Consider the following 24,704-nt stretch of genomic DNA (forward strand, 5'->3'; position numbering starts at 1 on the left):
GACTCAACATTCATCACTTTCGCCCTCCTCGGCTACATCGCTGACAAGCTGCTCATATTCGGCATAATCAGGGTTGAGATTACCATCTTCATTCTGTAAGCCGAACACCTTGCGGATAAGTTCAGCCACCCGGATAAGGCGATAATGGCGGTGCCTTGTGATAAAAACCACATGGCTACCATCGGCAGCATCTACGCCAATCCCATAGAAACGCCCACGGTGAGAAAGAGGCAATCTTATGGCTGAATCGTAGATATACACACAATCCACCGCAACCTTTGAAAGTGTTGCCGTGCGGTTGTATTCTCCGTTGAGATAGATATGCACCTTATCCCCTTGCTGAATGGTCGCAAAGGGCAGCAATTTTGCCACCTTAGAGCCAATCCAGCCCCTTGCGTCAATCGCCCACAGAACAGCCATCAACGCAATAAAGCACATTGCGAGTAAGAGATAATCCCATAGTGTGAATGTTGTAACGTCCATATCGTTAAAATTAACTCGGTTAATAGTGCAAAGATACAAAATAATGTGTTCACTAAACGCATATTTAGGCAGAAAAATTACTATCTCCCAAAAACAAGCATTGCCGCATCGCGTTTATGCTCATTAGTGCGCCCTTTCCACTTGGTGATAGCTACAAATCTTTCATGTGTGAGCTTGGTAACATTGCGCTTGGGGGCTACCATTTCAAACCATACGCCCATATCAGAGAGAAAGCCCTCCCAGATAGACGCATCACGTTTGACTGAGCCAACGCCTTGCAGTTTCTTTCGCTCCTCCTCACGGCTCATTCTTTCGGTGCCGAACCATGTACGTTGTCGCGGGTCCTCAACACGAACATAGAGCCTTGCGCCCTCTTGGTCGGCTATCTCCTTGTACTTAGCCACTGTTTCCATAGCCTTGTGAATAGGCATATCCTCAATAGCACGGAAACACTGGCCCCGGCTATCCCACACGGCTATGCCTGTGTGGGTGCCGGTATCTATGCCAATGTGTAGTGAGTTCATCAGTAGCGGGCGCAAACGATGTCATATATAGCCTTGCACACCTCGATGTCGTAGAGCGCATCGTGGAGCTTGCTATCATCAATAGCAATTCCGAGGGTCTTGGCTACGGTGCCTTGTTTGAAATTCTCCATTTGGGCGCGGCGGTCAGCGAGATAAGGTGTTGCCATTACCATCACGTCTATGCAGTTAGCCCAAAACCATGAGCCAAAGTATTTATCCCCATTCTGGATAAACCACGCACGGAGAAATTGATTATCGAAAGAGGCGTTGTTGTAGCCAACAAGAAAAAACTTGTCGGTTTTGTTGTAGCGGTCAACATACTTTGAAAGTATATCGTTGACAAACTCGTTGTAAACTTGCCCCATAGGTGGGTAAGCCATGATTTGCTCACGGGTCACACCTGCCACATCTAAGGCGGCTTGCTCAATCTGAGCTTGCGGGTTAGGCTGAACGTGGAGATTGAATTTCTCCTTGATTTCACCGTCTATCACAACGGCCCCGGAAAGCTGGTGAATACCGTGTTTGTTCACCAATGTACCGGTTGTTTCTAAGTCGAAAAATAACAGTTTCATTTTCGTTTTTGTTTTTTGTGGATATTATCAAACTTTGTGTATGGAGATTGTGGGTATTTGGGCTTCTGCGTTCTAGTAAGTCGTTTTAGCTCATCCAACTTTATATAGGTTTGGTTAAAACATAATACCCTTTCAATCATGTTTTGAACCGTAACCGAACATTCACCAACGGCAATAGCAAGTTCTTGAATTGCCTCTTGTATAGTCTTACTCATTCACCTTGCGGATTTTGAGGTATTGAGTGCCGCCCATCATTACTTGCATATACATCAGTCCTATTATTTTCCAGTAGGATTCACGGCCCGATGTCTTGATGATGTCCTTTTTGAATTTACGCGGTAGGCGTATCGGCTTATTTGGGCGTTTTGTTCGGATTACTTGCCCTTTGATGTCTTGTGTCATTGTTCGGGTTGTTTATATGTGAATAAATCGTGTTTGTCGGTTGTCGCAAAGAGCGGTGGAATATTAGCACCAAACGTCAGTTGCGATATGTATATTCTTGGGTTTCTCTTGAGGCGTTCAAAGTCAGCCTCGGTTATCTCCCAGCACGATATTACTTGGGTGCCGTCCTTTGATATGCGGCAGGGTAAGGGTTGCACGTTCTCATCCTCACTTGTAGCGATAGCGTTTTGTTCGGGAAATTCTATTGGTTTCATTTTTACAGTTGTTGGTTATCGGTTATCACCGGACCCGTGGAGTGTACCACGTTGTACGCGGCTGTTGATTTTCTGGAGATTGATTTCGGCAATGTCGGAAAGCGTGTAGCCAATGGCGTTAGCGAGATTGGCAGCATACCAAAGCACATCGCCCAGTTCAAGTGCAATGGCGGCAATGTCGGGGGCGTAGAATTGCCCTTGCTTATCGCGTAGCACTTTCTTTATCTTGTCTGCCACCTCACCAGCCTCGCCACAAAGGGCGAGTGCCAGATAGGTGATATTTCCATCGTTGGGGTAAATGGCTGTTGCCTTTGCCTCCTTTTGGTAGGTGTTCATTTCCATGTTACTTGTCATACTTTAGAAGCTCAAAGATTTGCTTCGGTGTTTCAGTCACACACACCTTTTCACCGTCAAAAGTGGTTATCTGAGTTAACGTGCAACATCCAAATTGCCGGGGCTTTTCTACGATTTCCATACTCGCGATATTGCGCTCACAAGTAAAATAGTCAGTTGCGTTCCAAAAGTACGCGTCAAGCACTCTTTTTAATTTTATCATGCGTTTTCAGTTTGAGATTGATTTATATTCTTTCATAGCGGCGTGCAAAGTCCCACACCTATCAAGCGACTTTATAAGACGGTCAACCTCAATGGTCGGCACACCGTCCAGATATGCGGTAATACTCCTAAGAGCGTCAGCGATAACCCTACCTTGCTTTGCGTCCTTGAGGGCACGTTGTACCTCCTTGTTGGTAGCGGTCGCACGTCCATTTGATTTTGCAGTTCTCACGGCTGACTTTGCGGCTCTCACTTGGTCGTGGCTATCTGAGTAACTTGTGGCTATCTCCCTTGCTGCCTTTGCCGACAACTCGCCACACGCTATTTTGTCTTGGAGATATTGGGGCAGGTCAAGCAACGAAAGGCACTTGCTCACGAAAGCTGGGGATTTCTTGAAGATGTCGGCCACTTGTACCTGTGTGTAGCCAAATTCCTCTTTGAAACGGCGATACATAACCGCACATTCCAGCTCGGTAAACTTTTTGCCCTCGTTACGCATCATCTGCTCAATGTATAGGTCTTGCACCGTTGCGTCCTTTGGAGCTTTGAGAGCTGGCACGAAAGGAATGTCAGCACCCTCGGAGATTGCAAGCATAGTGGCACGGTAACGTCTTTCTCCGTCAACCAGCTTGTAAAGTTCCATTCCGTTCTCATCCTTGTAGGCGATTACGGTTATAGGATTAAGCACACCCTTTGACTTGATTTGTTCTTTCAGTTCCTCTAAGTCAAAATCCCGGCGCACGTTGAAACCGTCAACAACCCGGATATTACGCGGGTCCACCAGAAATATATCTTTTCTTTTCGTGGGGTTTGTTTCCATTGTAGTAACTTGTTTGAGTTTTAGAATAAACTTTGTTGAGCGGTCACACCTCGGAGGCGTTTCACGGCCGGCTCGTAGTATTTTGATAGTATCTCGCAACCAATGAATTTGCGTTTTTCCTTGTGGCAGGCAATGGCTGTGGTGAAAGAGCCGGCGTAAGGGTCAAACACCACATCACCCTCGTTGGAGTGGAGCAACAACAAGCGTTGCAGTAGGCTCACCGGCTTTTCCGTTTCGTGTATTCTTTCTTTTGCTTGAGGCGGCTGGTTCCGAAAGGTCTTGAATTGCATATCGTAGCCGAGGGAATTGTAGGTAGCACCTTTGGAGCGTACATAAACGATAAATTCAAGATTGTTTATGTAGCACCCATTACCCAAAGGCATAGGGTTAGGCTTATCCCATACAAGTAGTGTAGCCACATAACCGCGCTGCTCCCACCATGTCATTATGCGCCCTATCTGCTTGTTTGAGCAAAACACGCATATATTCACTACCTTGCAAATGCGCTCAAATTCAGAGAAAACTTTGTCGTAGTCTATGCCTTGTGATACAAAGTAAAGTGAGCTGTTTTTGCGTGATTGGATTTGCTTGCGGGTGCAGAAATCACCATGCGCCCCGCCACCGTTCAAATCCAAATCATAGGGTATGTCAGACAGAATGAAATCAACGCACTTATCGGGCATAGTAGCCATAAGCTCCAGACTATCCCCGTTGTAGCAAGTGCAACCGTTCAAAACCACATTCTCCATACCTCAATAGCGGAAATCCGTAAAATGGAGTATCACGCCCTCAAAGACGTTGTTATTGTATTGCTTTGTACCAAAGAAAAACTCAACAAAGTCCTCAACACGGAGTCCGTCATTCTTGGCGAGTGTTTCAATCGGGACCTGCTTACCATCCACCCATGCTTGGGGTAGTTTATCATCTGCTCCATAAGTCATTGTGATGTGTTGCAATCCTACTTGCACAAAGTTCTTTATGTCGGCCTGCTCAGAGTTGTAAGGGCGGCCAGTCCATTCACGCACACATAAGAGCTTGCGCCCATCGTTAATATCCTTAACACGCTGCTCCCATAACTCCTTTTCATCGGTGCGTATGGTGTGTATCTTACGGCCCGCGAAAAGGTTAACCGCAAAGAGCGTGTTGATACCTTTTTTTGAGTGGGTTTGTGGAAACACTCGGCTAAGGGTGAGTATTACTTTCTTTCGTGTCATTTTACTTGGTTAATTCTTGTTAGCCATTGTTCATAAACTTGCGTAGCGATTTGGGCTATCATAAGCGGCGGTACGCTCATTCCGCATACATATTCCGGCTTTTGTGTGCCAAAATCGTAGTCTTGAGGGAATGATGATATTTTGCATATATCCGATGTTGATAGCCATTGTTTGCCCCAATCCGGCATTGGGGAGGCTTTTGCTCGGTACCCGGCAATCAGCGTAGGGTGTACGACCGTCTTAGGGTATAGACAGCATTGGAGATACTTTTTGGGTAATCCAGCTTTGAGCCTGTCGTATTCCTCAGCATAGCATGGTGTCGTTATCGGGTCCCCCAACTCTATGCCCGCGTCCTCACAAGTGATAGGAGGCTCGTGAAAGTCCAGAGTAAGGCGTGGCAGCACGTCAAACAGATTGTATTGCACCGGCACAAAGTCTATGAGGTCTTTTCTTAGGCATACGAAAAACACTCGCTCACGCCTTTGTGGTACGCCCATATTAGAGCCATCCAATAGCCAGTGCTGACAATAATAGCCGGCTGCGTCAAACTCCGCATAGATACGTTGCACATATTTTTTCGCATCACCCTGTAATAGTCCTTTCACGTTCTCAGCTATTACAACTTTGGGCTGAAGCTTGTGCGCAAGCTCTATGAAATCAAAAAATAGAGTATCAAGTATCTGGGTTGCTTGACCCTCACGAAACTTTTTCTCAACGCCCCACGCTTCCTCTCGGCTACCCGCTATTGAGAAAGCGGAGCATGGTGGTGAGCCATCCAAAATGTCAAGATTATAAAGAGCATCCGGGAATGCAGTCCTATCCTTAAACGTCTGGATTGGTTCAAGAAAAGCGTATCGGGGATGATGGTTTTGTTCGTATAAGCTCATAACGCGAGGGTCAATTTCATTACATCCTATTACATCGTAACCAGCTAATTTATAGCCCATTGTTGCCCCCCCCCCCCCACAAGCAAAGCACGAAAACACAACGCCCTTATCCTTGCTGAAATTAGCGTCTTTAAGGGTCCAGTTGTAGTTAAATTTATGCTCCATAATTGCGGTTGGGTTGTTTGTTGAACACACTTTTTGAAATAAGAGATTAACGCCGGCGGCTACCACCATGCAACTCTATCACGTTGAAACTCTTGAAACGGTCAACCAATCGTGCCTCAAAGCGTTTCTTAAAGTCTTTGACGGTAAGATTGCTTGTGATATGATAGCGTTTGCCGTATTGTTGGTAAATCTCATAGCGGGCAAAGAGAAATTCATCGGTAACTTGGGTGAGCTGTGTGCCGAAACTCTTTTGCTGCTCAGTTGCAATACCTAAGTCGTTAAGGCAAATGTTGTAGGGATTAACCCCGTCAAACGCCTCTTGTCGGCTTGCTCCTTTAAGCTCATTGTATGTGTACTTATCAATATGTCCGAATACCTTTTGGTAGTTCATAAGTTGGGTCATACTGATAGAGGTAAACTGATTATCGTTATTGGTCGCTTGTAGATAATCCGCGAACACTTGCATCAACATAGTTTTGCCGGTACCGGGTTCGCCTACCAATAGGATATTCTTGTGAATTTTGTAATCCTCATCGGGAAAGACGGATTCAGCAAGCGGGCAGTTGTTGAAATAGTAGAGTAAGAAACGTAGCACGTTTTTGTTATGCTCATCAACCATAAAGCGCGAAAACTCACGGAGCATATAGTTATCGCCCATTCCGATAACCATATTGGCGTGTACGTTGTATTCGTTCTCATCGGTGAGGTCATACTTAAAACCTTTCAGAATAGCCTTTCTCCGGCGCATCACCAGATTGTGGGCTTGCTCCCGTTGCAGTTGGGTTCGCTCCTGTTGCATACGGCGCAACAGTTCCAAAGCCTCCTGCTGATTTTGCGGTAGTCGCATTTGTTGTGGGTCTAATGCCATATCTTAATTGTTCATCGTTATATCTATCCACTACCCAATTAAGGATAGCTCTATAATCACTCTTGTATCGTTTGCCACTTTGCCCTTTGTAGTTGTCGAGTATTTCAATCATTCGCCTTACGGCCTCCTCTGTGTGTTCAGTACACAACTTGGCATACTCATCTTTTGTCAGGGTTACAAATTCGGCATACTTGTATTTCTTTTTCTTTTCAGCCTTTGCTTTTTGTTCTGGGGATAGTTCGGGGGGCGTTTCTGGCACCTCATCCTCCTTAAACAGTGCCGGCTTTTGAGGTGTGGCTGCTGGTGTAGGGGGCGGTTCAACAATCGTGGGGGGCGTTTCCTCTATTTTGGGATTGAGGATTTTATCTTTCATTACCTCGCCACCTTTGCGGCCGGCTGTGCGCCTTGCTTTGCTCACACGCTCACGGTGTACCATATCCGGGGAGTAATAAGCCCCTTTGTCATTCTTTGCCAATAAGCCATTTTCCAAAAGTATTGAAAGGGCTAACGGGTCAATATCCAATAGGCGTATTATCTGGTCTTGCGTGTATGGTTTGCCGTTGGCTTTTGCCATTATCCCCCTTGTGGGGCTTTCCCACATATAGCAAAGCATAGTAAGCCATATCCCTCTTAGGTCATAAGAGAGATTATTGATACGGGGGCTGTCTAACCATTCCCCCGTATCAATAGGCATTTGCGATTTTGTCCGCTTTATTGCCATAGGGGATTGCAGTTGTTACGCTTCGAGAATGGCAATATCGGGGGCAAGTTCACGGATAGAGTTCAGCACTTTGTCAATGCTGTTGTCGCGCCACTCATCCATAAGCTCCTGTGCGCCGGGGGAAACGAGTTGTAGAAATACCTCACCGTCTGTAAGGTAGTGGTCAAACTCCACATCGAAAGTCGTTTTGACGGGACCGGCGAAGATAGGAATTTTCACGGTGAACGATTTAGGCAGGTTGCTTTCTACCTCTTGGCGGTACACATCGGCGCGTGAGCCGGACGGGTCATGTTGCTTTTCGATTTGTGCCTTAGCTTTGGCGGTGAAATTCTTGAGGGCTGACACCAGCTTCATGCACGTTTCCTTATCCTCAAACGCGGAGCGATTAAGGCGCAGGAATTGTCCCAGTTTGGCGGGAGTCCACCCTACGTTGGGGTTGTTGATTCCGAATTTCTTAAAGATTTCGGAAAGTTGGGCGGTGCCGGTGATAGTATTCTTGGTGTAGTGGTCGCTTTCGTTGACTGTGAGCGTGATTGTCATTTTCTCACGCTCCACCAGAATATTTGCTTTTTTCTGGTCTATCGTGTCAACGCGCTTTTCCAGCCAGTCAAGGGGCGTAGAGAGTACGCCACACACGCTGATACTTTCGGGGGCTTTGGTGTCAAGCACGGAGCTTGCACGGCCCTCACGATACACTACCTCAATAGGCTTATCGCCTGTGTAGTGTTCGATGTTGATTGCAATAGGCTTGCTATCTTCCATGTTTTTTGTGGGGTTAAGTTGGTGAATATTGTTATTTAGTCATCGGTGCCGGTGCGATTGAAAAAGCGCGTGGCTTGAATGATGTTGCGTTGGCGTTCCTCCGGGGTTATTGGGCGTTCCTCAATCTTGTAGCCATCGCCAGAGTAGTAGGCGGCTGTGCCATCCTCCACATCTACGAATTTGAAAGTGTCGGCCGTTACCCATTCGCCACGGGATTTCAGCTCATCGAGGATTTTGCCCCGGCGTTCAAGCAATGGCTTGATACGTCCTTTTATGTCGGCGCGGATTTGGGCGAGTTCATCTTCAAGTTCGGCAACTTGGATTGACACTTGCTCCAGTTCAGCACGGCGGGCATACACCTCATCTTGGGAGAAAGAGCGCGTAAAACTACGCTGCTCTATCTGGTCGCAGTTGTCCCGCAACATTTGTTCGCGGGATTCAACCGGGTCATTGGGAAACATTACATCGGGTTGCATATCTCTTTTTATTTGGGGTTGATGTTGCAGTTTTATTCCGTGATATGTTCGCCCACGGTGAAATTGAAAGCGATTGCCTCAGCCCACAACTCCACGAATTGTTTGCCAAAGTATTCTGCCTTTTCCTCAGTGTCAAGGCACAAGCGGAAGCCACTGCGCGCAGACGAGTACGAGGAACGACGATACGCAACCAGAAAACCGAAGCCCGCAGCCGCTCCACCATCCGCACGAGCAGACAGGAGGGCACCCCGCTGTTCTTTGTTCATGCGCTCCATTTCATCTTTGGTGTAGAGTGCAAACCACGGGTACCAATAGGTACGTTCACCTTTGGGGTCGGGATATACCTTAACCTCACCACCCCAAAGGGCGCGGCAAATGGTTTCCAGTTTCATTTGAGCCACAATGTGCTTAGGTAGCTCAAACAAATCTTCAACACTATCGCCATTTCTCACGATGAGAGATTTATTGAGGGTCGGCTCTATTCCGAGTGCCACACACGCATCCTCATAGGAGCGGATAGTGGTATAGTCGGAAAGTGTGGGGGCTGGCTTGGCGGGTGCAGTTGTTTCATCGCTACGTCCACAGAGGACGGCCAGCACTTTGCGCGTTTGCTCATCAGCCATAGCATAGGCCGCGTCATAGTTCGCGCTGTTGATTTCGATTACGTTTTCTTTCATCATCTAATTCTTTTAATTTGTTGATGTTAATTTTAGTCATTCTTATTGCGTTTGCCACTCTAAGGCTTTTTGTGGGATTGCGTGGCAAAAGTTCTAATATCATCGGAATATGCCTTACCAGTTCGGCCACAACATTATCAGCTACTTGTATCATTCAGCCTCCAGTATTTATCCGGGTCCGGTATTTCGATTCCGAGAAATTCACGCCCATAATCCCTTAGCTTATCGCAATAAGTGGAGAATTGCACGGTGTTCATCGTGGCTGTCGAGCTTGGAAATTCCACTATTTCGCCAGTGTGTCGGTTGACAACACTTTCCTTTGCCATAATGGATTTGAAAAACTCATGCACTTGCTCCACCGTGGTAAACTCCCAACCAGCCTCTAAAAGCCCGTCTAAGAGCATAGGGTAGATACAGCCCCAGAGCCAACCGTTTTGGTCGTTGGTGCGCGGCTTGCGGATTTTCTTAATCTCAATGTGGAAAAGTCCATCGCAAACTTGCGTAAACCACTCATATAGGGGTTGTAGGCTAAATCGCCCGTTAATCTTTTCAACCATCACCTTTGCCATAGTCAATACTTGGTAATGTCAATAGTCATATTCGGGTGCGCAGCATACACAACTTTACCCGTTTGTCGTTCAATGGTGCTTATGAAATGCTCCCTATCGCTGTTTTGCTCCGAGAGGTGCAACAACACGATTTCTTGAACGTGGGATAGGTCATGTTCAGAGAGTACACGCTTGCAAGTGTCAAGCTCCATGTGAGAGTTGGGGAGGCGTTCAATCTGCCTTTTGAGAGTGTAGCCCTTACTCACTGCCTCAATCAGCTTAGGGGTGGAATAATTACACTCTATCCAAACATGATTGAGAGCCGGAAATAAATGCAAGCAGTCGCAACTATCAGTGAGAAACAACACACGCCCACAATCCGGGTGCATGATATGGTAGCCGACACAAGGCACATCGTGGCAGGCGTGGAAAGGCAGTACCTTAAACCGGCCCAGCTTATACCCTTTGTTTGGCTGGATAGCAACGGCGCGTGAATCCGTCAGTTGCTTTGCAGTCCATACATCAGGCAATGCCAATGTGTGAATACCATTCTCCATCATGTTCTTAATGTATTTGGCGTGGTCGTTGTGGCGGTGGGTGATTAGACAGCCCGCCACTTTGCGGATATTGTAGCCCAAAGCCTTTTTTACATCGGCAAAGCGTATGCCCGCCTCAAGTATCAAAGCCTCGTTGCCGTTGTCAAGAATGTAGCAATTACCACTTGACGAGCTGCCTAACACTTTCAATTCCATTGTCGGAGCGGATTAAAAACCGGGGTCGGGTTCTGTTGGCAAATCCTCACTTTCCGCATCCTCAACGCCGGCGGGGGCATTGCTTACGTCCTCATAGTCCACCGTGGTTACATCAATGGCTTGCACGGGTTGAGCCGGAGTCAGCGCGGGGGTGTCGGTCGTAGTGAGTTGCTTAACATCGCCAGTGGTTTCATCTTTCTCCAAAGCCTCTTGGAGTTCCACGGAAAGATAGCCATATTTACTTAGTAGATTTCGTAAAACGGTCTTAACTGCCATTCCGTGAAAGTTACCGAGCCAGCCCAAATTGCCACTTTCGGCAACAACGGGCAGTTTAGCTAACTCCATAAGGCTCTCAACTGTTACGTCACTATTCCACATAAGAGCTTTGGAGTAGCGTTTGGCGTGTTTGGCAATATCCTCAACGCTCATATAGAGTGCCTTGTGATAGCCATTGAGCAATTCGATATATGCAAAGTAGCCAATCACTTTGTCCGAGGTCTTTTCTCCGTCCAAATCAATCTCACCTGTGAGCTTTGATTTTTTACGGAGTTCGCCCTCATACACCACGTCCGCATTGATAATGCGATATTGGCCGGTACGCATGGCAAGTTGATACAGCCCCTTGTAGCCTATCTGGAAAGTAGGCTCATAGCGTTTAACCTTGTTACCGTGTTCATCGGTGACGGTGTTGTTGTAGGCTATGATATAAGCCTGTCCGAGTGCCTTGTTGATAGGCAGGCGCAGGGCGGCCGCTTTAAGTGCCTCCTTGCACACTTGGCCGGGGTCGCAACGCTGGAGTTTGCTATCAGAGCCGTAGAGTTCCAACATTGAGGCTATGAATGTGGCGGCCCCGGCTTTGAGGGTGTCCTCAAATTGCCTTTTCATTGAGGCACGATTAAGCATTTCGCTTAATATGTTGACGGGGGATTTCTGTGCCGGAGCCGTTGTTTGCGGTGTCGGTGCAGTCCTTGCGGGCTGTTGTGTCGTTGGTTGTGTCATCTTGTAGCTTATTGTATGGTTAGAGTTCGGTGAGTGCTTACACGGAGATTTACCACCTGTGAGATTGTGGGGATAATCTCATTCACGCTTTCGGCATTGTCTATGAATATCGGTGCGGAAATGCCTTTGGTGCGACATATCGCGTTGATTATATCAAGTCCGGCATTGAGCTTGCCGGCCGCGTTCACATCGGGATAAGGTATGCCGTTGACGGTGCAAAAGCAAGTCAGTTTCTCACCACCATTCTTTTGCTCTTTGAGGAAAGAGAAAGAAACGTAGCTGAAAAGGCCGTTGATACGTTCCATGAGGATTTCATCTTTGGCTTTGAGAAAGCGAGTGTAGGTGTCCTCCCAACGCTCCAAATCGGTAATGGCTTGGTTGTTGGCAACTCGCTTTTCCTCCAGCTCCTCAATCTCTTTTTGGCAGCGAGTGATTGTATCACGCTTTCCGAGGCGGCGGTTGAGTTCGGCTATGCTTTCGGAAAGAATAGCCTTAGCCTCTTGCAGTTCGCTTACATCGGTGGGCTGGATTTCAGCATTAAGGCGATTATTCAGTTCCTCAATCTCATTGGCGAGTGCGATACATTCAGGGTCAACCTTGATAAGCTCATCGGCATTTTTGGCGGTGGGGATATGCGCTTTGGCGTATTCGATACGGCCTTTGAGGTCTAACACGCTATCCTCATAGGTAGATATTTGCCCTTTGAGGCGTGTTTCCGTTTCTTTGGCGCGGTCTAACTCTTTGCGCATAGGTACGCCCTTTGCTTGGATAGACTTTTGGCGTTCTGCCTTGTGCTGTTCAAAGTTGCCACGCATTGTTTCCTTTTGCTTGGTGAGGTTTTCACCACGGAGTGGTTCGCCACAAGTAGGACATACCAAACTACCCTCAGCCGGTTCTACATACATTTCCTTTGCCACGGCCTTAAACTCATCGCGCAGGGCTACGATTTGCTCATTGAGCTTAGTAATGGTGGCTTGCACATCGGCGAGTTCTCCACGCTTGGAGGCGATATTGCGTTGTAAGGTCGCAAGTTCGCTTTCCATAGCCTGTAAGTCGGCCTTAGCCTTGTTGGTGTCGGCATTGGCTTGTATGCGCAAATTAGATTGGCGCGTAGTCAAAGCCATTTCCTTAGCCCCCTTGAGGCGTATGATTTCATTTCTACGCTGGTTGGCTTGGCTCACCGTATTGTTGTGGTCGGTAAGCTGTGCGTCTATTTCCGCGAGGCTCTTTTTCTTGGTGGAAAGTTCACTTTCAAGCGCGGCCCAGTCCTCAATCTCCGGCATTAACTTTTGTGCTGTTTCGATAGAGGCGGGTATGGTTTTGAGCGCATCATTGCAACTCTTTTTCTTTGCCGCTATCTCTTGGGCGAATTTGATTAGTGAGGTGCCGTTGATATGGTCCAGCAACGCCATAAAGCCCTCATCAGTTGCCGCTATTTCCTCATCGGATATATTGCCTACCATTTCAAGCAACATATCTTTCTGGTCATCGGCTGAAAGACGTGGGAAATAGTGCGGGTTGGTAATCATGCGAAAGACATTCTCCGGGATTATTTCGGAGATTTCCGCTTGATACTCTTTTTTGGTGCCGCAACGCACATCGTTGATGAAATACTGTTGCTCATCATTCATGGATTCCTCATTAGAGCCGTTCTTTTTGCTCCATTTCTCCACTAAGCAGCGTTGCAGTTTGATTTCTCGCCCGTCTATCTCAAACACACCTGTTACGGAGTGTTCCAGACGGTAGATAGGCTTTCCGTCCGTGCCGAGGGTCTTTACATTAAATCCCCCGTTACCATCACCACGGCCCGCGCTATCCTTTCCAAAGAGCAGCCAAAGGTAAGCATCATAGAGAGTGGTCTTGCCGGTGGCGTTACCGCCTTGGATAGAAACCACATCACTATCAAACGCAACCTCAAAGGAGCGTACACCCTTGAAATTCACAAGAGCCAGCGATTTGAGCTTAATTGTTTTCATGTTATCTGTGAATTATTGTGTTCAGCCTTTCGGCATTATTGATTGCCATCAGTTCAGCGCGTGAGTAATAGCGTTTGGCATTGAGTGCCGCCCCGTTGCGTTGGGGTGTTATCAATCCGCTTTCAACCCACCTCTTAACCCTAACCTCTTGGAATTGGCGATACGCCTCACGTTGAGAAATAAGGTCAGTAGCCGGGGCCGCGTCCTTTTGGTAGGTAGCGACACCGAGCGCGGCCATATCCGAGCATAGCGTCTTTAATTCGTACAACTCCATTGTTACGGTCATCACTTAGCCTCCTTATACGCTTTGATTTTGCGTGTTAGTAATTGCTTGAGGCTTTCGCCATCCTCATCATCAATAAAGAGCAAGTAGGCAAAGTAGAGCGAAGCAGCCACAAAGAGCCAGTGCGCCCAGTTGCCGGCGATTACACCCCATATAGCCCCACATAGACATAAAAGCCATACTGAGAGCCAACAAGTGTTGTAAATTTGTATTCCAGTCATCGGTGTTGCAATTTGATTAAGAGAATAATTCGTTTTCTGGTACGCCCAAATGCTTTGCAATAATGGATGTTTTCAAAGCATCGGGCTTTTGTGTTCCGGCAATCCAGCAGCGTACCGTTACCTCATGCACCTTAACCAACTTGGCGATTTCTTTTACAAAAGCCGATTTGGGGGCTATCGGTGCTTTGCTTGGTAGCGCGTCATAGATTTGCCTAAACTTTGTTTTTTTCTTTTGTTCCATTATAATTTTTATAGTGTTTATGTGTTCCGCAAACATAAATTTTGTATCTTTGCGGCGTTATAAATCTTATTGTGTTGCAAAGGTAAACATATTTACCTAAACTACCAAAAGATTTTAGGATTAAATTTAGGTAAATTTTTCTCAAAAATCATAACTACCTCATAATGACAAAGATAGACCGATACAAAATTTTAGTCCGCTACCTCATTAGTATTGGGGTAGCTGCCAGCCAACAAGAGTTGGGCACAAAAGTTGGCTACAACAATGCCTCCGCGTTCTCACAAGTCATAAACGGAAAGGCCGTAGAGCCTAAAAACTTTATGAACAAACTAAAAGAATTATCACCCAACCTAAACCTTGAATGGCTTGAAACAGGCGAGGGCAATATGCTTATTGAGGAAAATGTGAACTCGCAAGAGAATACACAAGAAAATGCGGGCAGCGGTCAGCAATTCAACGGCCCAATAACGGGGGATAACCCACAGTTTGCCGGAAACAATCTTACCAACAACCCGCCTTGCACCTTTGGAGTAGAGATAGACAAAATCGTTTCTGCAATGACTGCACAAGCAGACCTCACCAAAGAAGCCCACGAAATAACCCGTAGAGCGCAAGACCAAGTTGACCGCGCACAGGCGCAAGTGGATAAGGCGCAATCCCAGATTGACCGCCTCCTAACTATGCTTGAACTGAAATTTAATATAACACCAGCAACCGTATGAATACCTACTATCGTATGGTGATAGAGCTTATGAAAGAAAGCCTCACCAGTGTAAACCGGGTAAATTCCGATGAGAGCCTCCGAGTGCTGACCGAGATAGAGAAAGCAATCACAACTGCAAAAATCACCGGCCAGCCCCTTGATGAGCTTTACCAGCTCAAAGCCGATGTTGAACTTGTTAGAGCGTTGAACGAATGAGAAAGATTTTTACAATCCTAATCTTGATAGTAGGATTGTGCGCTCATGCGCAAGAAAAGATAAATGGCTGCTACCTGCGAATGGTTGAGCCAGAGGTAAGTGATACGCTTGAGGCTACCAATGGAGTTGTCAAAGTATATATTGATTTCGATAGTGGGGCGTACTTTGCAAATCTCGCTATTGAAAACCTCACGGATGATGTGATTGAAATTGATTGGGATAAATTTCTTATGCTCGGCGATAAATCAAGTAAAGAGATTATTTTTGATGATACCGTAATGGCATTAGCTAATAATCCCAAAGGCACAACGTCGATTGCTCCCCATACCAAACTCCGTAAGGCTATTGCGCCAAAGGACAATGTGGAATATGGCACAAAGCTATTTCAAAAGAAATACGCCAAACTGCGCCCGGAAAAGGTCGGTTTCCTCATACCAGTTGTGAGGAATGGCGAAACAACATTTTTTCAGTGCGTAGTTGAAGCCTATGTAAAATGAACACCTCAGTAAGCAAGCAAATCATGGAACGCTTTTATTGCGCCCTTGACGCGATAATTGCGATGAAACGAATAAGGGGTGTCAACACCTATTGCCGCCTCTACGATATTGACCGGCGCAACCTCATAGCCAATCGGAAAGACTTAGAGCGTGGTTGGTTTCAAGTATCATGGCTCCAGCCTATGGTTAAAGAGTATGGCGTTAGTGCCAAATGGCTCTTGCTTGGAGCCGGAAAGATGTTTGAGGACTAAAACGAATGGAGCGGTGCTTTCGGGTGTCGCTCCACTTGTTTTGTTCTTTCCCCCATACCCCCTATTTCTAAAACATATACTACTTTCTTATACTCTCTATATATAGTGTGTTTTAACGCGCCTGCGCGCATTATGCGCGTGCGCGTGAGGCTAAATTTTGCTTAGGCAAAACGGTCTTAATAAGGCGTTGCGCCACAGCGATTTACAAATTTTGCTTAGGCAAAATATTGATTTTGTTATTTTGCTTAGGCAAAAGTTGGCAATAATCTATAAACCAGTATTTTACAAATTTTGCCTAAGCAAAAATTTGGTGTGTGGAACATTTTGCCTAAGCAAAATAATTTTATAACATTCATATTTACAACGTAATACAAATTTTGCCTAAGCAAAATAAGTGTGTTTGAGAGGGTGTTTTGGGGCGATTTTGAGGGGCAAAAATCCGTGGAACATTTTGCCTAAGCAAAACGGTCTTAATAAGGCGTTGCGCCACAGCGATTTACAAATTTTGCTTAGGCAAAACCTATTTTTTAGGCTCATCAACACTTGGTAAATTCAGTTGGAGTAAATCAAGCACGGCACGATTGGCTTTATCTATGCGCTCCCAATTCTTACGAATGTAAATATCCGTCACTCGCATTGTTTCATCCACATGGTTCAACGCCTCATGAACAGTGTATTTGTCAACGCCAGCGTCATTGTTGGCAATGGTAGCCCACGAATGGCGGGCAGCGTAAAACTCCAAATCATCAACGCCAATAATATCTCCCAACTTTTTAAGCCCCTTGTTGAGAGCCGCGCAAAACGTATCCATTGAGGAATAGAGTTTGTAGAACTTGAAAACTCTTTGCCCGGACGGGTCACGGTACTTTTCAAATAGAGCCATTACCTCCGGTTCCAGTTTTATTGAGATTTCCGCATTGTCGGCGCGGCGGTTTCGTGTCTTGGCACGTTGGTAGGTAATGCGGCCACCCTTGCAATCCGTAGCGGTGTATAAGTCCACAGCGTTCATGCCGACCAGCATAAAACTCAACAGGAATACATCTTTGGCAAAGTTGAAGCGGTTCACGCCCGGTTGCAGAATGGTTGTATAAGGTATCTCGGAGAATTTGTGTAGTTGCTCAACCGTCAACGCTCGTTTCCTTGAAAGCGATGGCTTGGGTATCTCTACTTTGTTGAATGGTGAAAAGGGTATGCGGATAATGCCGGCCTCCTCATCGTTAAACTCTTTTTTGGCTCGGTTATACATAGCTCGGAGTTGAGCGAGATACAGGCTTTGGGCGCGGTCTCCTTTTTTGCAGTTTTTCCGTGGGGGCTGGGCTGCTATCCATGCTATCCAGTCAGTAAGGAATTGCACAGTGATTTCTTTTATGCTCACACTCTCACGTCCGACAAAACGGCAAAGGCTGTTAATCGCAACCTCATACGCCCTTGCGGTGCCACCACGCCCTGCCTTGTCAAGTTTGGTAACGAACTTGCGCGTATAGTCCACTATATCCAAATCAAAGGGTTTATCTGTTTCTTTCCGGGTGATAAGCTCCACCACTTGCTCAACGCTCATGTCATCAAGCCCCTCACCAACACTATTGCAGATTGAGCGATACTTGCGCAACAAATCCTCAACCATATCAATGTACCGTTGATTTTTCAGCTTGAGGGCGCGTGTCATGTCCTCTTTACCTACATACCACGGAGTAGCGAGATACTTTTTGCGCTGCTTGTGGGTAACTCGGATTTTGATGTTATATGTGCCATCTGCCCGCTTTTGGTGAGCATATATTTCTGCTTTGAAGGTAGCCATTTCTTTTCTTGTAGAACTATTGTAGAACTTTTCAACGCAAATTTAGTCAAAAAGTGCGGAAAGTAAAAAGCCCCACCCTAAAAAGGTGAGGCTTCGTTGTAGTCCTGCGGGGAATCGAACCCCGATTTAAGGTTTAGGAAACCCTCGTTCTATCCGTTGAACTACAAGACTTTATAGTATTATGTCGTTTGTTGTGCCGGTTATCATTAACTGGGTTAATGATTTAGAGTGCCATTTTTAGCTCTTAGAGAGAATAGATGTTTAGGAAACTTCTATTCTATCCGTTGAACTACAGAGGCAGACACCTTACGGCGGCAGCCCGACCATTGGTGGCGGAGTGCCGGATGCCGATAATGTTGCGCAAAATTAGTGAAAAATTTGATTTTGTGCAAAATTCCTTTGCCAAAACGTGTTTTTTGGCTGTTATTTAAAAAATTTTTACCTTTCTCCCCTCCTTTTACCTTAAATTCAGGACTGTCCCGGGGGTGTCGGAGGCTTTATGATTGAGATTTTTGATGACCTTCACTTTCATCCCGTAGCGTTGCGCTATGGAATGGATGCACTCGTCCTCACCGATGGTGACTGTTGTCACTCCATCCGGAGCTGTCTCAAGTTTCTCCTCAAGATATACCTCCTCCCACGCTTTTATCTCATGGTCTTTATGTGCATCATTATATTTCATGAGTTTCTTCTCCTTTAGGTTGAATTCCTTCGCGATCGAGGCGTAGGTGTCGCCCGGTGTCGCCACCACGTAATGCAGTCCGCGAGTGCGGCGCACGGGATGGGTGTTGACCAGCATGTCGCGTATGAAGGCTACGGTCTCCTCTTGCGAGCGTCCCTCCTGCGTGTCATATATATATAGGGAGTATCGTTCTATTATGGTGATGAGGCGAGCGGCATAGTTAGGGTCGGTGGCATATCCGCACTCACGCAGTCCGCGTGCCCAGCCGGAATAGTCGGTGATGTCGAGGTCAAAGAGTTTCTGATAGCGAGTGCGGCGCAGAAAACGGGAATGATCGAGGAAACTCTCTTCCGGTGTGTTGTAGGATCGGAAACACTCGTTGGGAGAGTCGTCGCTTCGTTTCATTGATTTCCCCTTCCATTCCTTGTGACATTTTATGCCGAAGTGGTTGTTACCTTTGGTGGCGAGGGTGCTCTTCCCCGCCGCGCTTTCAAGGAGTCCTTGCGCCAGAGTTATGGAGGCGGGTATGCCGAATTCCTCCTGATGTTCCACCGCAAGGTGGCAGAACCTATCGATATACACTTCATAATTATTGGTTGCGACAACCGTTAGGGAGGATGTCGCCAAGGAGAGCAGGAGAAGTAGGGATAATAAACGTGGAACCATTGTCGTTAAAATGAGAGTACAAAGATACACAAATTGCCGGTATCTTCACAAATTTTGATATAAACTAATACTAATACAGAAGTGTTCCCTCAATGAAGCCTATGTGGGTTTCCATCTGTGAACGCAATTTAAAACATACGGAACCATGAAAGAGTTTACAATCACCACCCTCGTTAAGGAATGTGGCATCGAGGAGCTTGATGCGTCAGACCGCCGACTTGTGGATTCAGCCCGAGAGGCGACACGCAGTTCATACTCCCCATACTCGAAGTTTCATGTCGGAGCGGCATTGCAGCTTGCCGACGGCTCGATAGTGTGCGGCTCCAACCAGGAGAATGCCGCCTATCCGTCGGGGATGTGTGCGGAGCGTACCGCCCTTTACTATGCCTCCGCCACCCATCCCGGCGTGGCGATAAGGAAGATTGCCATAGCAGCCTGGAGCAAGGATGGTAAGGAGCCGGATATGCCGTGGGAGGAATATTTCCAGCAGATGCCGATAAGTCCGTGTGGAGCATGCCGTCAGGCATTGCTGGAATATGAGGTGCTTTACGGAAAGATAGAGGTGCTACTCTACGGCAAGGAGAAGACCTATATCTTCCCCTCCATCGGGTCGCTGCTGCCGTTCTCGTTTACCTCTTTCTGATGGAGCATGATGTGTCATGTTGTATCATGTTAGATCATGATGTATCATAAAGAGTGCTGAACTATTCTTCGGTTTTTGTGGTTGTTTTGATAGAAAGCTAATTATCAAAATATCGAAGGTTATGAAAAAGAGATCACTTTTAATGGGTATGGTGTTGGCAGTGTGCGGATTGGTTTCGCTGACCGGCTGCGTCGAAGGTGACGATTGGCCCTACTCTCCCCCTCCGGGTTGGGGATCTGACTATTTCTATGATTCACGTCTTGACGGTGTGTGGATGCTCACGCAGGCTAATTCCACTCCTGTAGACCGCTATGATACTAACTATCTCGATTTCTACGGACGTGGTCACGGATGGTATTATTATTATGATAACGGACGCCCTGAATCGGAAGAGCTCGCCTATTTCTGCCAGCGATCATATTCCGCAACTACAAATTATCAGATTAATCTTCAGTATGAATCAGGGTCGGCATCTACTATGGCATACTGGTTTTCGGATGGCGACACGAGCCTTTGGCTTCAATGGAAAACCAACAGTGGGCGTATCGTGACCTATCTCTATACGCGTGTCGGCGCTACTCCTTGGTGACAACCGAGGCTGTATTTAGGTGATTGACGGTGTTGTCGTGAGGTGATAAGAGCGAGTGTAGTGATGTCATGTCGCGGAAATTTATTAATTTTGCAACAAATTAATAAATAGCAAAACAGCAATGTCTTTAAAATGCGGTATAGTGGGTTTGCCTAATGTCGGTAAATCCACCCTTTTCAACTGTCTGAGTAACGCGAAAGCTCAGTCAGCGAATTTCCCGTTCTGTACGATAGAACCCAACGTCGGTATGATCACGGTGCCCGATGAGCGTCTTAATAAACTTGTGGAGATGTGCAACCCGCGCAGTGTGGTGCCCGCCACTGTCGAGATCGTGGATATAGCCGGTCTTGTGAAGGGTGCCTCCAAGGGTGAGGGTCTCGGCAACAAGTTCCTCGCGAATATCCGTGAGACTGATGCCATCCTCCACGTGCTCCGTTGTTTCGACGATGACAATATCACTCACGTTGACGGTAATGTCGATCCTGTGCGCGATATGGAGATCATCAACTATGAGCTTCAGCTGAAGGATCTGGAGACGGTTGACGCACGTCTGGCAAAGACTCTTAAGGCTGCCCAGACCGGAGGCGACAAGACTGCCAAACTTCAGGCGGAGGTGCTGAAAGCGTATAAGGAGGCTCTGGAGCAGGGTCGTCCGGCACGCAGCGTGCAGTTTGAGACAAAGGATGAACAGCGTTTTGCCCATGATCTTTTCCTGCTGACAAATAAGCCGGTGCTCTACGTCTGCAACGTGGATGATGCTTCGGCAGTCAGCGGCAACAAGTATGTGGAGCAGGTGAAAGAGGCATTGAAGGATGATTCCTCACAGATAATGATTGTAGCGGCAGCCACGGAGAGCGACATAGCGGAGCTGGAGACAGCTGAGGAGCGTGCGGAATTTCTGGAGGAGATCGGTCTGACGGAGAGTGGCGTGAGCCGTCTTATCCGTGCGGCATATTCATTGCTTGATCTTCAGACTTATTTCACAGCCGGACCGGATGAGGTGCGTGCTTGGACTTTCCTTCGTGGCACTAAGGCTCCGCAGGCCGCCGGTATAATTCACACTGATTTTGAGAAGGGCTTTATACGTGCGGAAGTGATCAAATATGATGATTTCGTGACCCTTGGCTCAGAGAATGCAGTGAAAGAGGCTGGCAAGATGTCGGTCGAGGGTAAGGAATATGTGGTCAACGATGGCGATATTATGCACTTCAGATTCAATGTCTGAGGCGGTGTAGAGGTCCAAGAAGTCCAAGAAGTCTTAAGACCACTGAGACTTCTTGGACTTCTTGGACTACTTGAAAATAGAAAGGAATCTTAGGCGGCTTGGGCTTCCTAAGATTCCTTTTTTTGCTTCTTATTCTTTCTATTCTCTTATTCTTTCTATTTTTTCTATGCTTTTTGGGTCTTGCTGTTGTATTCGGCGAGGGCGGCTTCGAGGGTGTCGAGGGCGCCGGCGAGATAGTCGATGTTGTGTACGTAGGCGAGGCGCACCTGGTTGCGTCCTTCTCCGGGCGAGGTGTAGAAGCCGGATGCCGGTGCCATGAAGACGGTATGTCCGTTGTGGCTGAACTCGTCAAGCACCCATTTGCAGAAGTGGTCGGCATCCTCTACGGGCAATGACGCAACCGTGTAGAAAGCTCCCATCGGCATTGGGGAGTATACGCCCGGAATCTCGTTGAGACGCTTGATGAGGAAGTCGCGACGACGGAAATATTCGTCGTAGACGTACTGCATGTATTCCTCCGGAGTGTCGATCGAAGCCTCCGCCACGATCTGACCGAGCAGCGGCGGGCTGAGACGTGCCTGGCAGAATTTCATCACGTTGGCACGCAACTCCTTGTGGCGCGTCACGATGGCACCGATGCGGATGCCGCACTCGTTGTAGCGTTTCGACACGGAGTCGATCAGCACCACGTTCTCCTCTATCCCCGGCAGCGACATGGCGGAGATGAAGGGGGTGTCGGTGTAGCAGAACTCGCGGTAGACCTCATCGGAGAAGAGGAAGAGATTGTGTCGGCGCACTATGTCGGCAATCTTCAGAAGCTCCTCCTCAGAATATATATATCCCGTGGGGTTGTTGGGGTTGCAGATAAGTATACCCTTTGTGCGCGGGGTGATTAGAGCCTCAAACTCCTCCACCGGAGGGAGACGGAACCCGTCGTTTATATCCGCGCATACGCTCTTTATTACAGCCCCGGCGGATATTGCGAACGCCATGTAGTTGGCATACGCCGGCTCGGGAATGATGATCTCGTCGCCCGGGTCAAGACATGCCATGAAAGCGAAGAGCACTGCCTCTGATCCTCCGGAGGTCACTATAATCTCATCGGAGGATATATCCATACCGAATCTTGAATAATATTCCGACATCTTCACTCTGAGCGATTCGATGCCCTCCGACGGGGAATATTCCAGCACCTTGCGGTCGATATGCTTCAGAGCCTCAAGAGCCTGTGGAGGAGTGGGGACGTCGGGCTGCCCGATGTTAAGACGATACACGTGGGTGCCCCTTCTTTCGGCGTCTCGTGCCGCCCCGACAAGTTTCCTGATCGGCGACGACGGCATCTCATAGCCACGGTGTGATATTTCGGGTTTCATATAATATATATAGTCTGATTGTATAGATTCAGATTGAAAAATACTGATTGAAAATAAGTGCAAAGTTACGAATAATCCGTGAAAATAGATATATTTATTGCGATTTAAATTAAAAAATGCTGCAAAATCAGTGTGGAGGATATTCAAAATGCCTACAATACGTGCCGTTATAGCGACGCCTGCCGCATGGCTTCACCTGTCGGACTGACGGCGTATATGCCTCTATGACGGAGATTTTTAAAAGGGCGTGCAAATTAGAAGATTATGCATTTTGACTGCAAAAAACTTGCAGTCAAAATGCGTTTGTTAAGAATATTTAAATAAGATGAGTGTCATTTAAATGCCGAAAAATTATGAGTTTAGCAATCAGTTTTATTAACTTTGCAGTGAAGTTAAAGATCAGGTGAAAAAACGGTATCTTTACTTCGTCAGTACTCGGAATAAAACTAAAACAACGAAATATATGGCAAAGAAAAAAGCAGCGGCATCCGCCAATAGCGGCAGGATCAGTGATATGGATGCGAAGAAGAAAGCCCTTGAAGTGGCAATGCAGCATCTTGAGAAAGATTTTGGATCAGGCACCGTGATGCGTCTTGGCGATGACGCTGTGCAGGATGTGGAGACAGTATCGACAGGTTCGATCGGACTCGACTTCGCGCTCGGCGTCGGCGGACTTCCACGCGGACGAATCACCGAGATCTATGGTGCGGAATCGTCAGGTAAGACCACACTTGCCATCCACGTCATAGCGGAGGCACAGCGTCAGGGTGGCATCTGCGCCATAATCGACGCCGAGCACGCATTCGACCGTTTCTATGCCGAGCAGCTTGGTGTAGACGTCAACAATCTCTGGATCGCTCAACCCGACAACGGCGAGCAGGCTCTCGACATTGCCGAACAGCTTATCAACTCCGGAGCAATCGATGTGCTTGTGATCGACTCCGTTGCAGCATTGACCCCCAAGGCTGAGATAGAGGGTGAGATGGGCGACAAGAACGTGGGTCTTCATGCCCGTCTGATGAGCCAGGCGATGAGAAAGCTTACGGGAGCGATCTCGCGCACCCGCACATGCTGCATCTTCATCAACCAGATACGTGAGAAGATCGGCGTGATGTTCGGTAACCCGGAGACAACCACAGGCGGTAACGCCCTCAAGTTTTATGCCTCGGTTCGTCTTGAGATACGCCCCTCCTCATTCATCAAAGATGGAGAGCAGGCTATCGGACGACTCGTGAAGGTGAAGGTGGTGAAAAACAAGGTTGCGCCCCCATTCATGAAAGCGGAGTTCGAGCTTATGTTTGGCGAAGGTATCTCCAAAGCGGGAGAGATCATCGACATGGCAGTGGAATACGGCATCGTGAAGAAGAGCGGCGCATGGTTCTCCTATAATGGCAACAAACTCGGTCAGGGTCGCGACGCCGTGAAGCGCGTCATAAGGGAGAATCCCGAACTCATGGCAGAGCTTGAGGTGAAAGTGAAGGAGGCTCTTGCCGCCAAACGTGATGCTGCACGCAACAAAGTGATCAATCCCTATCTCCCCGGCAATGAGTCAACCCGTTCCGATTCGGATTCCGATGAATCGCCGATGAATGACGAGGATTTCGGAGAGGATAATGGTGCTGAAGGAGAGGGCGACGATCTCTTCGGCGATGACTTCGAGG

The 24,704-nt window shown here is 47.4% G+C and carries 34 protein-coding genes, 1 tRNA gene and 1 pseudogene; 8 read left to right on the forward strand and 28 right to left on the reverse strand.

The genetic code is table 11. The annotated features are described in order from the left end of the window. Positions 1 to 3: 3 nt before the first annotated feature. The 24 genes from E5331_RS04225 to E5331_RS04335 all read right to left on the reverse strand — a co-directional run bounded on the left by E5331_RS04225 (position 4) and on the right by E5331_RS04335 (position 14,400). Positions 4 to 483: a hypothetical protein gene (locus E5331_RS04225; protein ID WP_135984026.1), complete on the reverse strand. Its 480-nt coding sequence runs from the start codon at positions 481 to 483 to the stop codon at positions 4 to 6. Positions 484 to 563: 80 nt separating this feature from the next. Beyond that, entirely contained in the window at positions 564 to 1,007 is a 444-nt protein-coding gene (locus tag E5331_RS04230; protein ID WP_135984028.1) for a hypothetical protein, read from the reverse strand. Further along, positions 1,007 to 1,579, reverse strand: coding sequence for a 3'-5' exonuclease (locus tag E5331_RS04235; protein ID WP_135984030.1), 573 nt, complete (start codon positions 1,577 to 1,579; stop codon positions 1,007 to 1,009). The genes E5331_RS04230 and E5331_RS04235 overlap by 1 nt, the downstream gene beginning before the upstream one ends. Continuing rightward, complete coding sequence (locus E5331_RS04240; RefSeq protein WP_135984032.1) at positions 1,576 to 1,794, reverse strand: hypothetical protein; 219 nt, start codon at positions 1,792 to 1,794, stop codon at positions 1,576 to 1,578. The genes E5331_RS04235 and E5331_RS04240 overlap by 4 nt, the downstream gene beginning before the upstream one ends. Beyond that, entirely contained in the window at positions 1,787 to 1,981 is a 195-nt protein-coding gene (locus tag E5331_RS04245; RefSeq protein WP_135984034.1) for a hypothetical protein, read from the reverse strand. Before E5331_RS04245 ends, E5331_RS04240 begins: the two co-directional genes overlap by 8 nt. Next, positions 1,978 to 2,235, reverse strand: a complete 258-nt coding sequence (locus E5331_RS04250; protein ID WP_135984036.1) for a hypothetical protein — start codon at positions 2,233 to 2,235, stop codon at positions 1,978 to 1,980. The genes E5331_RS04245 and E5331_RS04250 overlap by 4 nt, the downstream gene beginning before the upstream one ends. A 15-nt stretch (positions 2,236 to 2,250) precedes the next feature. Continuing rightward, the gene (locus E5331_RS04255) at positions 2,251 to 2,571 is read right to left on the reverse strand and encodes a nucleoside triphosphate pyrophosphohydrolase family protein (RefSeq protein WP_275441067.1); all 321 of its coding nucleotides are present in this window, start codon (positions 2,569 to 2,571) and stop codon (positions 2,251 to 2,253) included. Positions 2,572 to 2,797: 226 nt separating this feature from the next. Next, positions 2,798 to 3,610: a ParB/RepB/Spo0J family partition protein gene (locus tag E5331_RS04260; protein WP_135984038.1), complete on the reverse strand. Its 813-nt coding sequence runs from the start codon at positions 3,608 to 3,610 to the stop codon at positions 2,798 to 2,800. A gap of 20 nt (positions 3,611 to 3,630) precedes the next feature. Continuing rightward, the gene (locus E5331_RS04265; protein WP_135984040.1) at positions 3,631 to 4,359 is read right to left on the reverse strand and encodes a DNA-methyltransferase; all 729 of its coding nucleotides are present in this window, start codon (positions 4,357 to 4,359) and stop codon (positions 3,631 to 3,633) included. A 3-nt stretch (positions 4,360 to 4,362) separates the two neighbouring features. Next, positions 4,363 to 4,824, reverse strand: a complete 462-nt coding sequence (locus tag E5331_RS04270) for a hypothetical protein (RefSeq protein WP_135984042.1) — start codon at positions 4,822 to 4,824, stop codon at positions 4,363 to 4,365. After that, a complete protein-coding gene (locus E5331_RS04275; RefSeq protein ID WP_135984044.1) occupies positions 4,821 to 5,876 on the reverse strand; it encodes a DNA cytosine methyltransferase in 1,056 nt (351 codons plus the stop codon). Before E5331_RS04275 ends, E5331_RS04270 begins: the two co-directional genes overlap by 4 nt. 46 nt (positions 5,877 to 5,922) lie before the next feature. Beyond that, on the reverse strand, positions 5,923 to 6,624 hold the full coding sequence (locus tag E5331_RS04280) for an AAA family ATPase (protein WP_275441069.1): 702 nt from the start codon (positions 6,622 to 6,624) through the stop codon (positions 5,923 to 5,925). Then, complete coding sequence (locus tag E5331_RS04285) at positions 6,590 to 7,465, reverse strand: hypothetical protein (RefSeq protein WP_135984046.1); 876 nt, start codon at positions 7,463 to 7,465, stop codon at positions 6,590 to 6,592. The genes E5331_RS04280 and E5331_RS04285 overlap by 35 nt, the downstream gene beginning before the upstream one ends. A gap of 15 nt (positions 7,466 to 7,480) precedes the next feature. After that, positions 7,481 to 8,227: a hypothetical protein gene (locus tag E5331_RS04290; protein WP_135984048.1), complete on the reverse strand. Its 747-nt coding sequence runs from the start codon at positions 8,225 to 8,227 to the stop codon at positions 7,481 to 7,483. Between the two features lie 35 nt (positions 8,228 to 8,262). Continuing rightward, the gene (locus tag E5331_RS04295) at positions 8,263 to 8,703 is read right to left on the reverse strand and encodes a hypothetical protein (RefSeq protein WP_135984050.1); all 441 of its coding nucleotides are present in this window, start codon (positions 8,701 to 8,703) and stop codon (positions 8,263 to 8,265) included. Positions 8,704 to 8,735: 32 nt separating this feature from the next. Further along, positions 8,736 to 9,302: a hypothetical protein gene (locus E5331_RS04300; RefSeq protein ID WP_275441071.1), complete on the reverse strand. Its 567-nt coding sequence runs from the start codon at positions 9,300 to 9,302 to the stop codon at positions 8,736 to 8,738. A gap of 37 nt (positions 9,303 to 9,339) precedes the next feature. Then, the gene (locus E5331_RS20270) at positions 9,340 to 9,534 is read right to left on the reverse strand and encodes a hypothetical protein (RefSeq protein WP_168355130.1); all 195 of its coding nucleotides are present in this window, start codon (positions 9,532 to 9,534) and stop codon (positions 9,340 to 9,342) included. Continuing rightward, entirely contained in the window at positions 9,518 to 9,937 is a 420-nt protein-coding gene (locus E5331_RS04305; RefSeq protein ID WP_275441072.1) for a hypothetical protein, read from the reverse strand. Before E5331_RS04305 ends, E5331_RS20270 begins: the two co-directional genes overlap by 17 nt. A gap of 14 nt (positions 9,938 to 9,951) precedes the next feature. Then, complete coding sequence (locus E5331_RS04310; RefSeq protein ID WP_135984052.1) at positions 9,952 to 10,680, reverse strand: MBL fold metallo-hydrolase; 729 nt, start codon at positions 10,678 to 10,680, stop codon at positions 9,952 to 9,954. A gap of 12 nt (positions 10,681 to 10,692) precedes the next feature. Beyond that, positions 10,693 to 11,679 carry a recombinase RecT gene (locus E5331_RS04315; RefSeq protein ID WP_135984054.1) on the reverse strand — a complete coding sequence of 329 codons (987 nt, stop codon included), beginning with the start codon at positions 11,677 to 11,679 and terminating at the stop codon, positions 10,693 to 10,695. Between the two features lie 8 nt (positions 11,680 to 11,687). Beyond that, positions 11,688 to 13,655, reverse strand: coding sequence for an AAA family ATPase (locus tag E5331_RS04320; RefSeq protein ID WP_135984056.1), 1,968 nt, complete (start codon positions 13,653 to 13,655; stop codon positions 11,688 to 11,690). Between the two features lies 1 nt (position 13,656). After that, positions 13,657 to 13,941 carry a hypothetical protein gene (locus E5331_RS04325; protein WP_135984058.1) on the reverse strand — a complete coding sequence of 95 codons (285 nt, stop codon included), beginning with the start codon at positions 13,939 to 13,941 and terminating at the stop codon, positions 13,657 to 13,659. Then, positions 13,941 to 14,159 (reverse strand): hypothetical protein, encoded by a 219-nt coding sequence (locus E5331_RS04330; RefSeq protein ID WP_135984060.1) that lies wholly within the window; start codon positions 14,157 to 14,159, stop codon positions 13,941 to 13,943. Before E5331_RS04330 ends, E5331_RS04325 begins: the two co-directional genes overlap by 1 nt. 16 nt (positions 14,160 to 14,175) lie before the next feature. Beyond that, entirely contained in the window at positions 14,176 to 14,400 is a 225-nt protein-coding gene (locus tag E5331_RS04335) for a helix-turn-helix domain-containing protein (RefSeq protein WP_135984062.1), read from the reverse strand. A gap of 164 nt (positions 14,401 to 14,564) precedes the next feature. On the opposite strand from E5331_RS04335, the gene E5331_RS04340 reads away from it, so the two are divergent. From E5331_RS04340 to E5331_RS04355, 4 genes are read left to right on the forward strand one after another with little or no spacing between them, the layout of a single operon-like run. Then, a complete protein-coding gene (locus E5331_RS04340; RefSeq protein ID WP_135984064.1) occupies positions 14,565 to 15,122 on the forward strand; it encodes a hypothetical protein in 558 nt (185 codons plus the stop codon). Next, positions 15,119 to 15,319 (forward strand): hypothetical protein, encoded by a 201-nt coding sequence (locus tag E5331_RS04345; protein WP_135984066.1) that lies wholly within the window; start codon positions 15,119 to 15,121, stop codon positions 15,317 to 15,319. The genes E5331_RS04340 and E5331_RS04345 overlap by 4 nt, the downstream gene beginning before the upstream one ends. Next, entirely contained in the window at positions 15,316 to 15,816 is a 501-nt protein-coding gene (locus tag E5331_RS04350) for a hypothetical protein (protein ID WP_135984068.1), read from the forward strand. Before E5331_RS04345 ends, E5331_RS04350 begins: the two co-directional genes overlap by 4 nt. Beyond that, on the forward strand, positions 15,813 to 16,067 hold the full coding sequence (locus tag E5331_RS04355) for a hypothetical protein (protein ID WP_275441073.1): 255 nt from the start codon (positions 15,813 to 15,815) through the stop codon (positions 16,065 to 16,067). The genes E5331_RS04350 and E5331_RS04355 overlap by 4 nt, the downstream gene beginning before the upstream one ends. A 520-nt stretch (positions 16,068 to 16,587) precedes the next feature. Here the strand turns inward: E5331_RS04355 and E5331_RS04360 are convergent. From E5331_RS04360 to E5331_RS04370, 3 genes are all read right to left on the reverse strand, one after another. Next, the gene (locus E5331_RS04360) at positions 16,588 to 17,865 is read right to left on the reverse strand and encodes a tyrosine-type recombinase/integrase (protein ID WP_135984069.1); all 1,278 of its coding nucleotides are present in this window, start codon (positions 17,863 to 17,865) and stop codon (positions 16,588 to 16,590) included. Between the two features lie 99 nt (positions 17,866 to 17,964). Beyond that, a tRNA-Arg gene (locus E5331_RS04365) sits at positions 17,965 to 18,036 on the reverse strand. Between the two features lie 286 nt (positions 18,037 to 18,322). Beyond that, positions 18,323 to 19,213: a glucosaminidase domain-containing protein gene (locus tag E5331_RS04370; RefSeq protein WP_123481653.1), complete on the reverse strand. Its 891-nt coding sequence runs from the start codon at positions 19,211 to 19,213 to the stop codon at positions 18,323 to 18,325. A gap of 145 nt (positions 19,214 to 19,358) precedes the next feature. Here E5331_RS04370 and E5331_RS04375 point away from each other — a divergent pair, with 145 nt between their 5' ends. The 3 genes from E5331_RS04375 to ychF all read left to right on the forward strand — a co-directional run bounded on the left by E5331_RS04375 (position 19,359) and on the right by ychF (position 21,670). Then, the gene (locus E5331_RS04375; protein WP_123481654.1) at positions 19,359 to 19,856 is read left to right on the forward strand and encodes a cytidine deaminase family protein; all 498 of its coding nucleotides are present in this window, start codon (positions 19,359 to 19,361) and stop codon (positions 19,854 to 19,856) included. A 121-nt stretch (positions 19,857 to 19,977) separates the two neighbouring features. Continuing rightward, positions 19,978 to 20,445 (forward strand): hypothetical protein, encoded by a 468-nt coding sequence (locus E5331_RS04380; RefSeq protein ID WP_135984072.1) that lies wholly within the window; start codon positions 19,978 to 19,980, stop codon positions 20,443 to 20,445. A gap of 121 nt (positions 20,446 to 20,566) precedes the next feature. After that, entirely contained in the window at positions 20,567 to 21,670 is a 1,104-nt protein-coding gene (gene ychF, locus E5331_RS04385) for a redox-regulated ATPase YchF (protein ID WP_123481656.1), read from the forward strand. Between the two features lie 164 nt (positions 21,671 to 21,834). Here the strand turns inward: ychF and E5331_RS04390 are convergent, their stop codons facing one another. Beyond that, complete coding sequence (locus E5331_RS04390; RefSeq protein WP_123481657.1) at positions 21,835 to 23,043, reverse strand: pyridoxal phosphate-dependent aminotransferase; 1,209 nt, start codon at positions 23,041 to 23,043, stop codon at positions 21,835 to 21,837. Between the two features lie 463 nt (positions 23,044 to 23,506). Between E5331_RS04390 and recA the strand changes: the two are divergent. Then, positions 23,507 to 24,544, forward strand: a pseudogene (recA, locus tag E5331_RS04395) (recombinase RecA); the annotation flags it as partial. Positions 24,545 to 24,704: the final 160 nt, after the last annotated feature.

It is taken from the genome of Lepagella muris, assembly GCF_004793975.1.
Taxonomy (GTDB): Bacteria; Bacteroidota; Bacteroidia; order Bacteroidales; family Muribaculaceae; genus Lepagella; species Lepagella muris.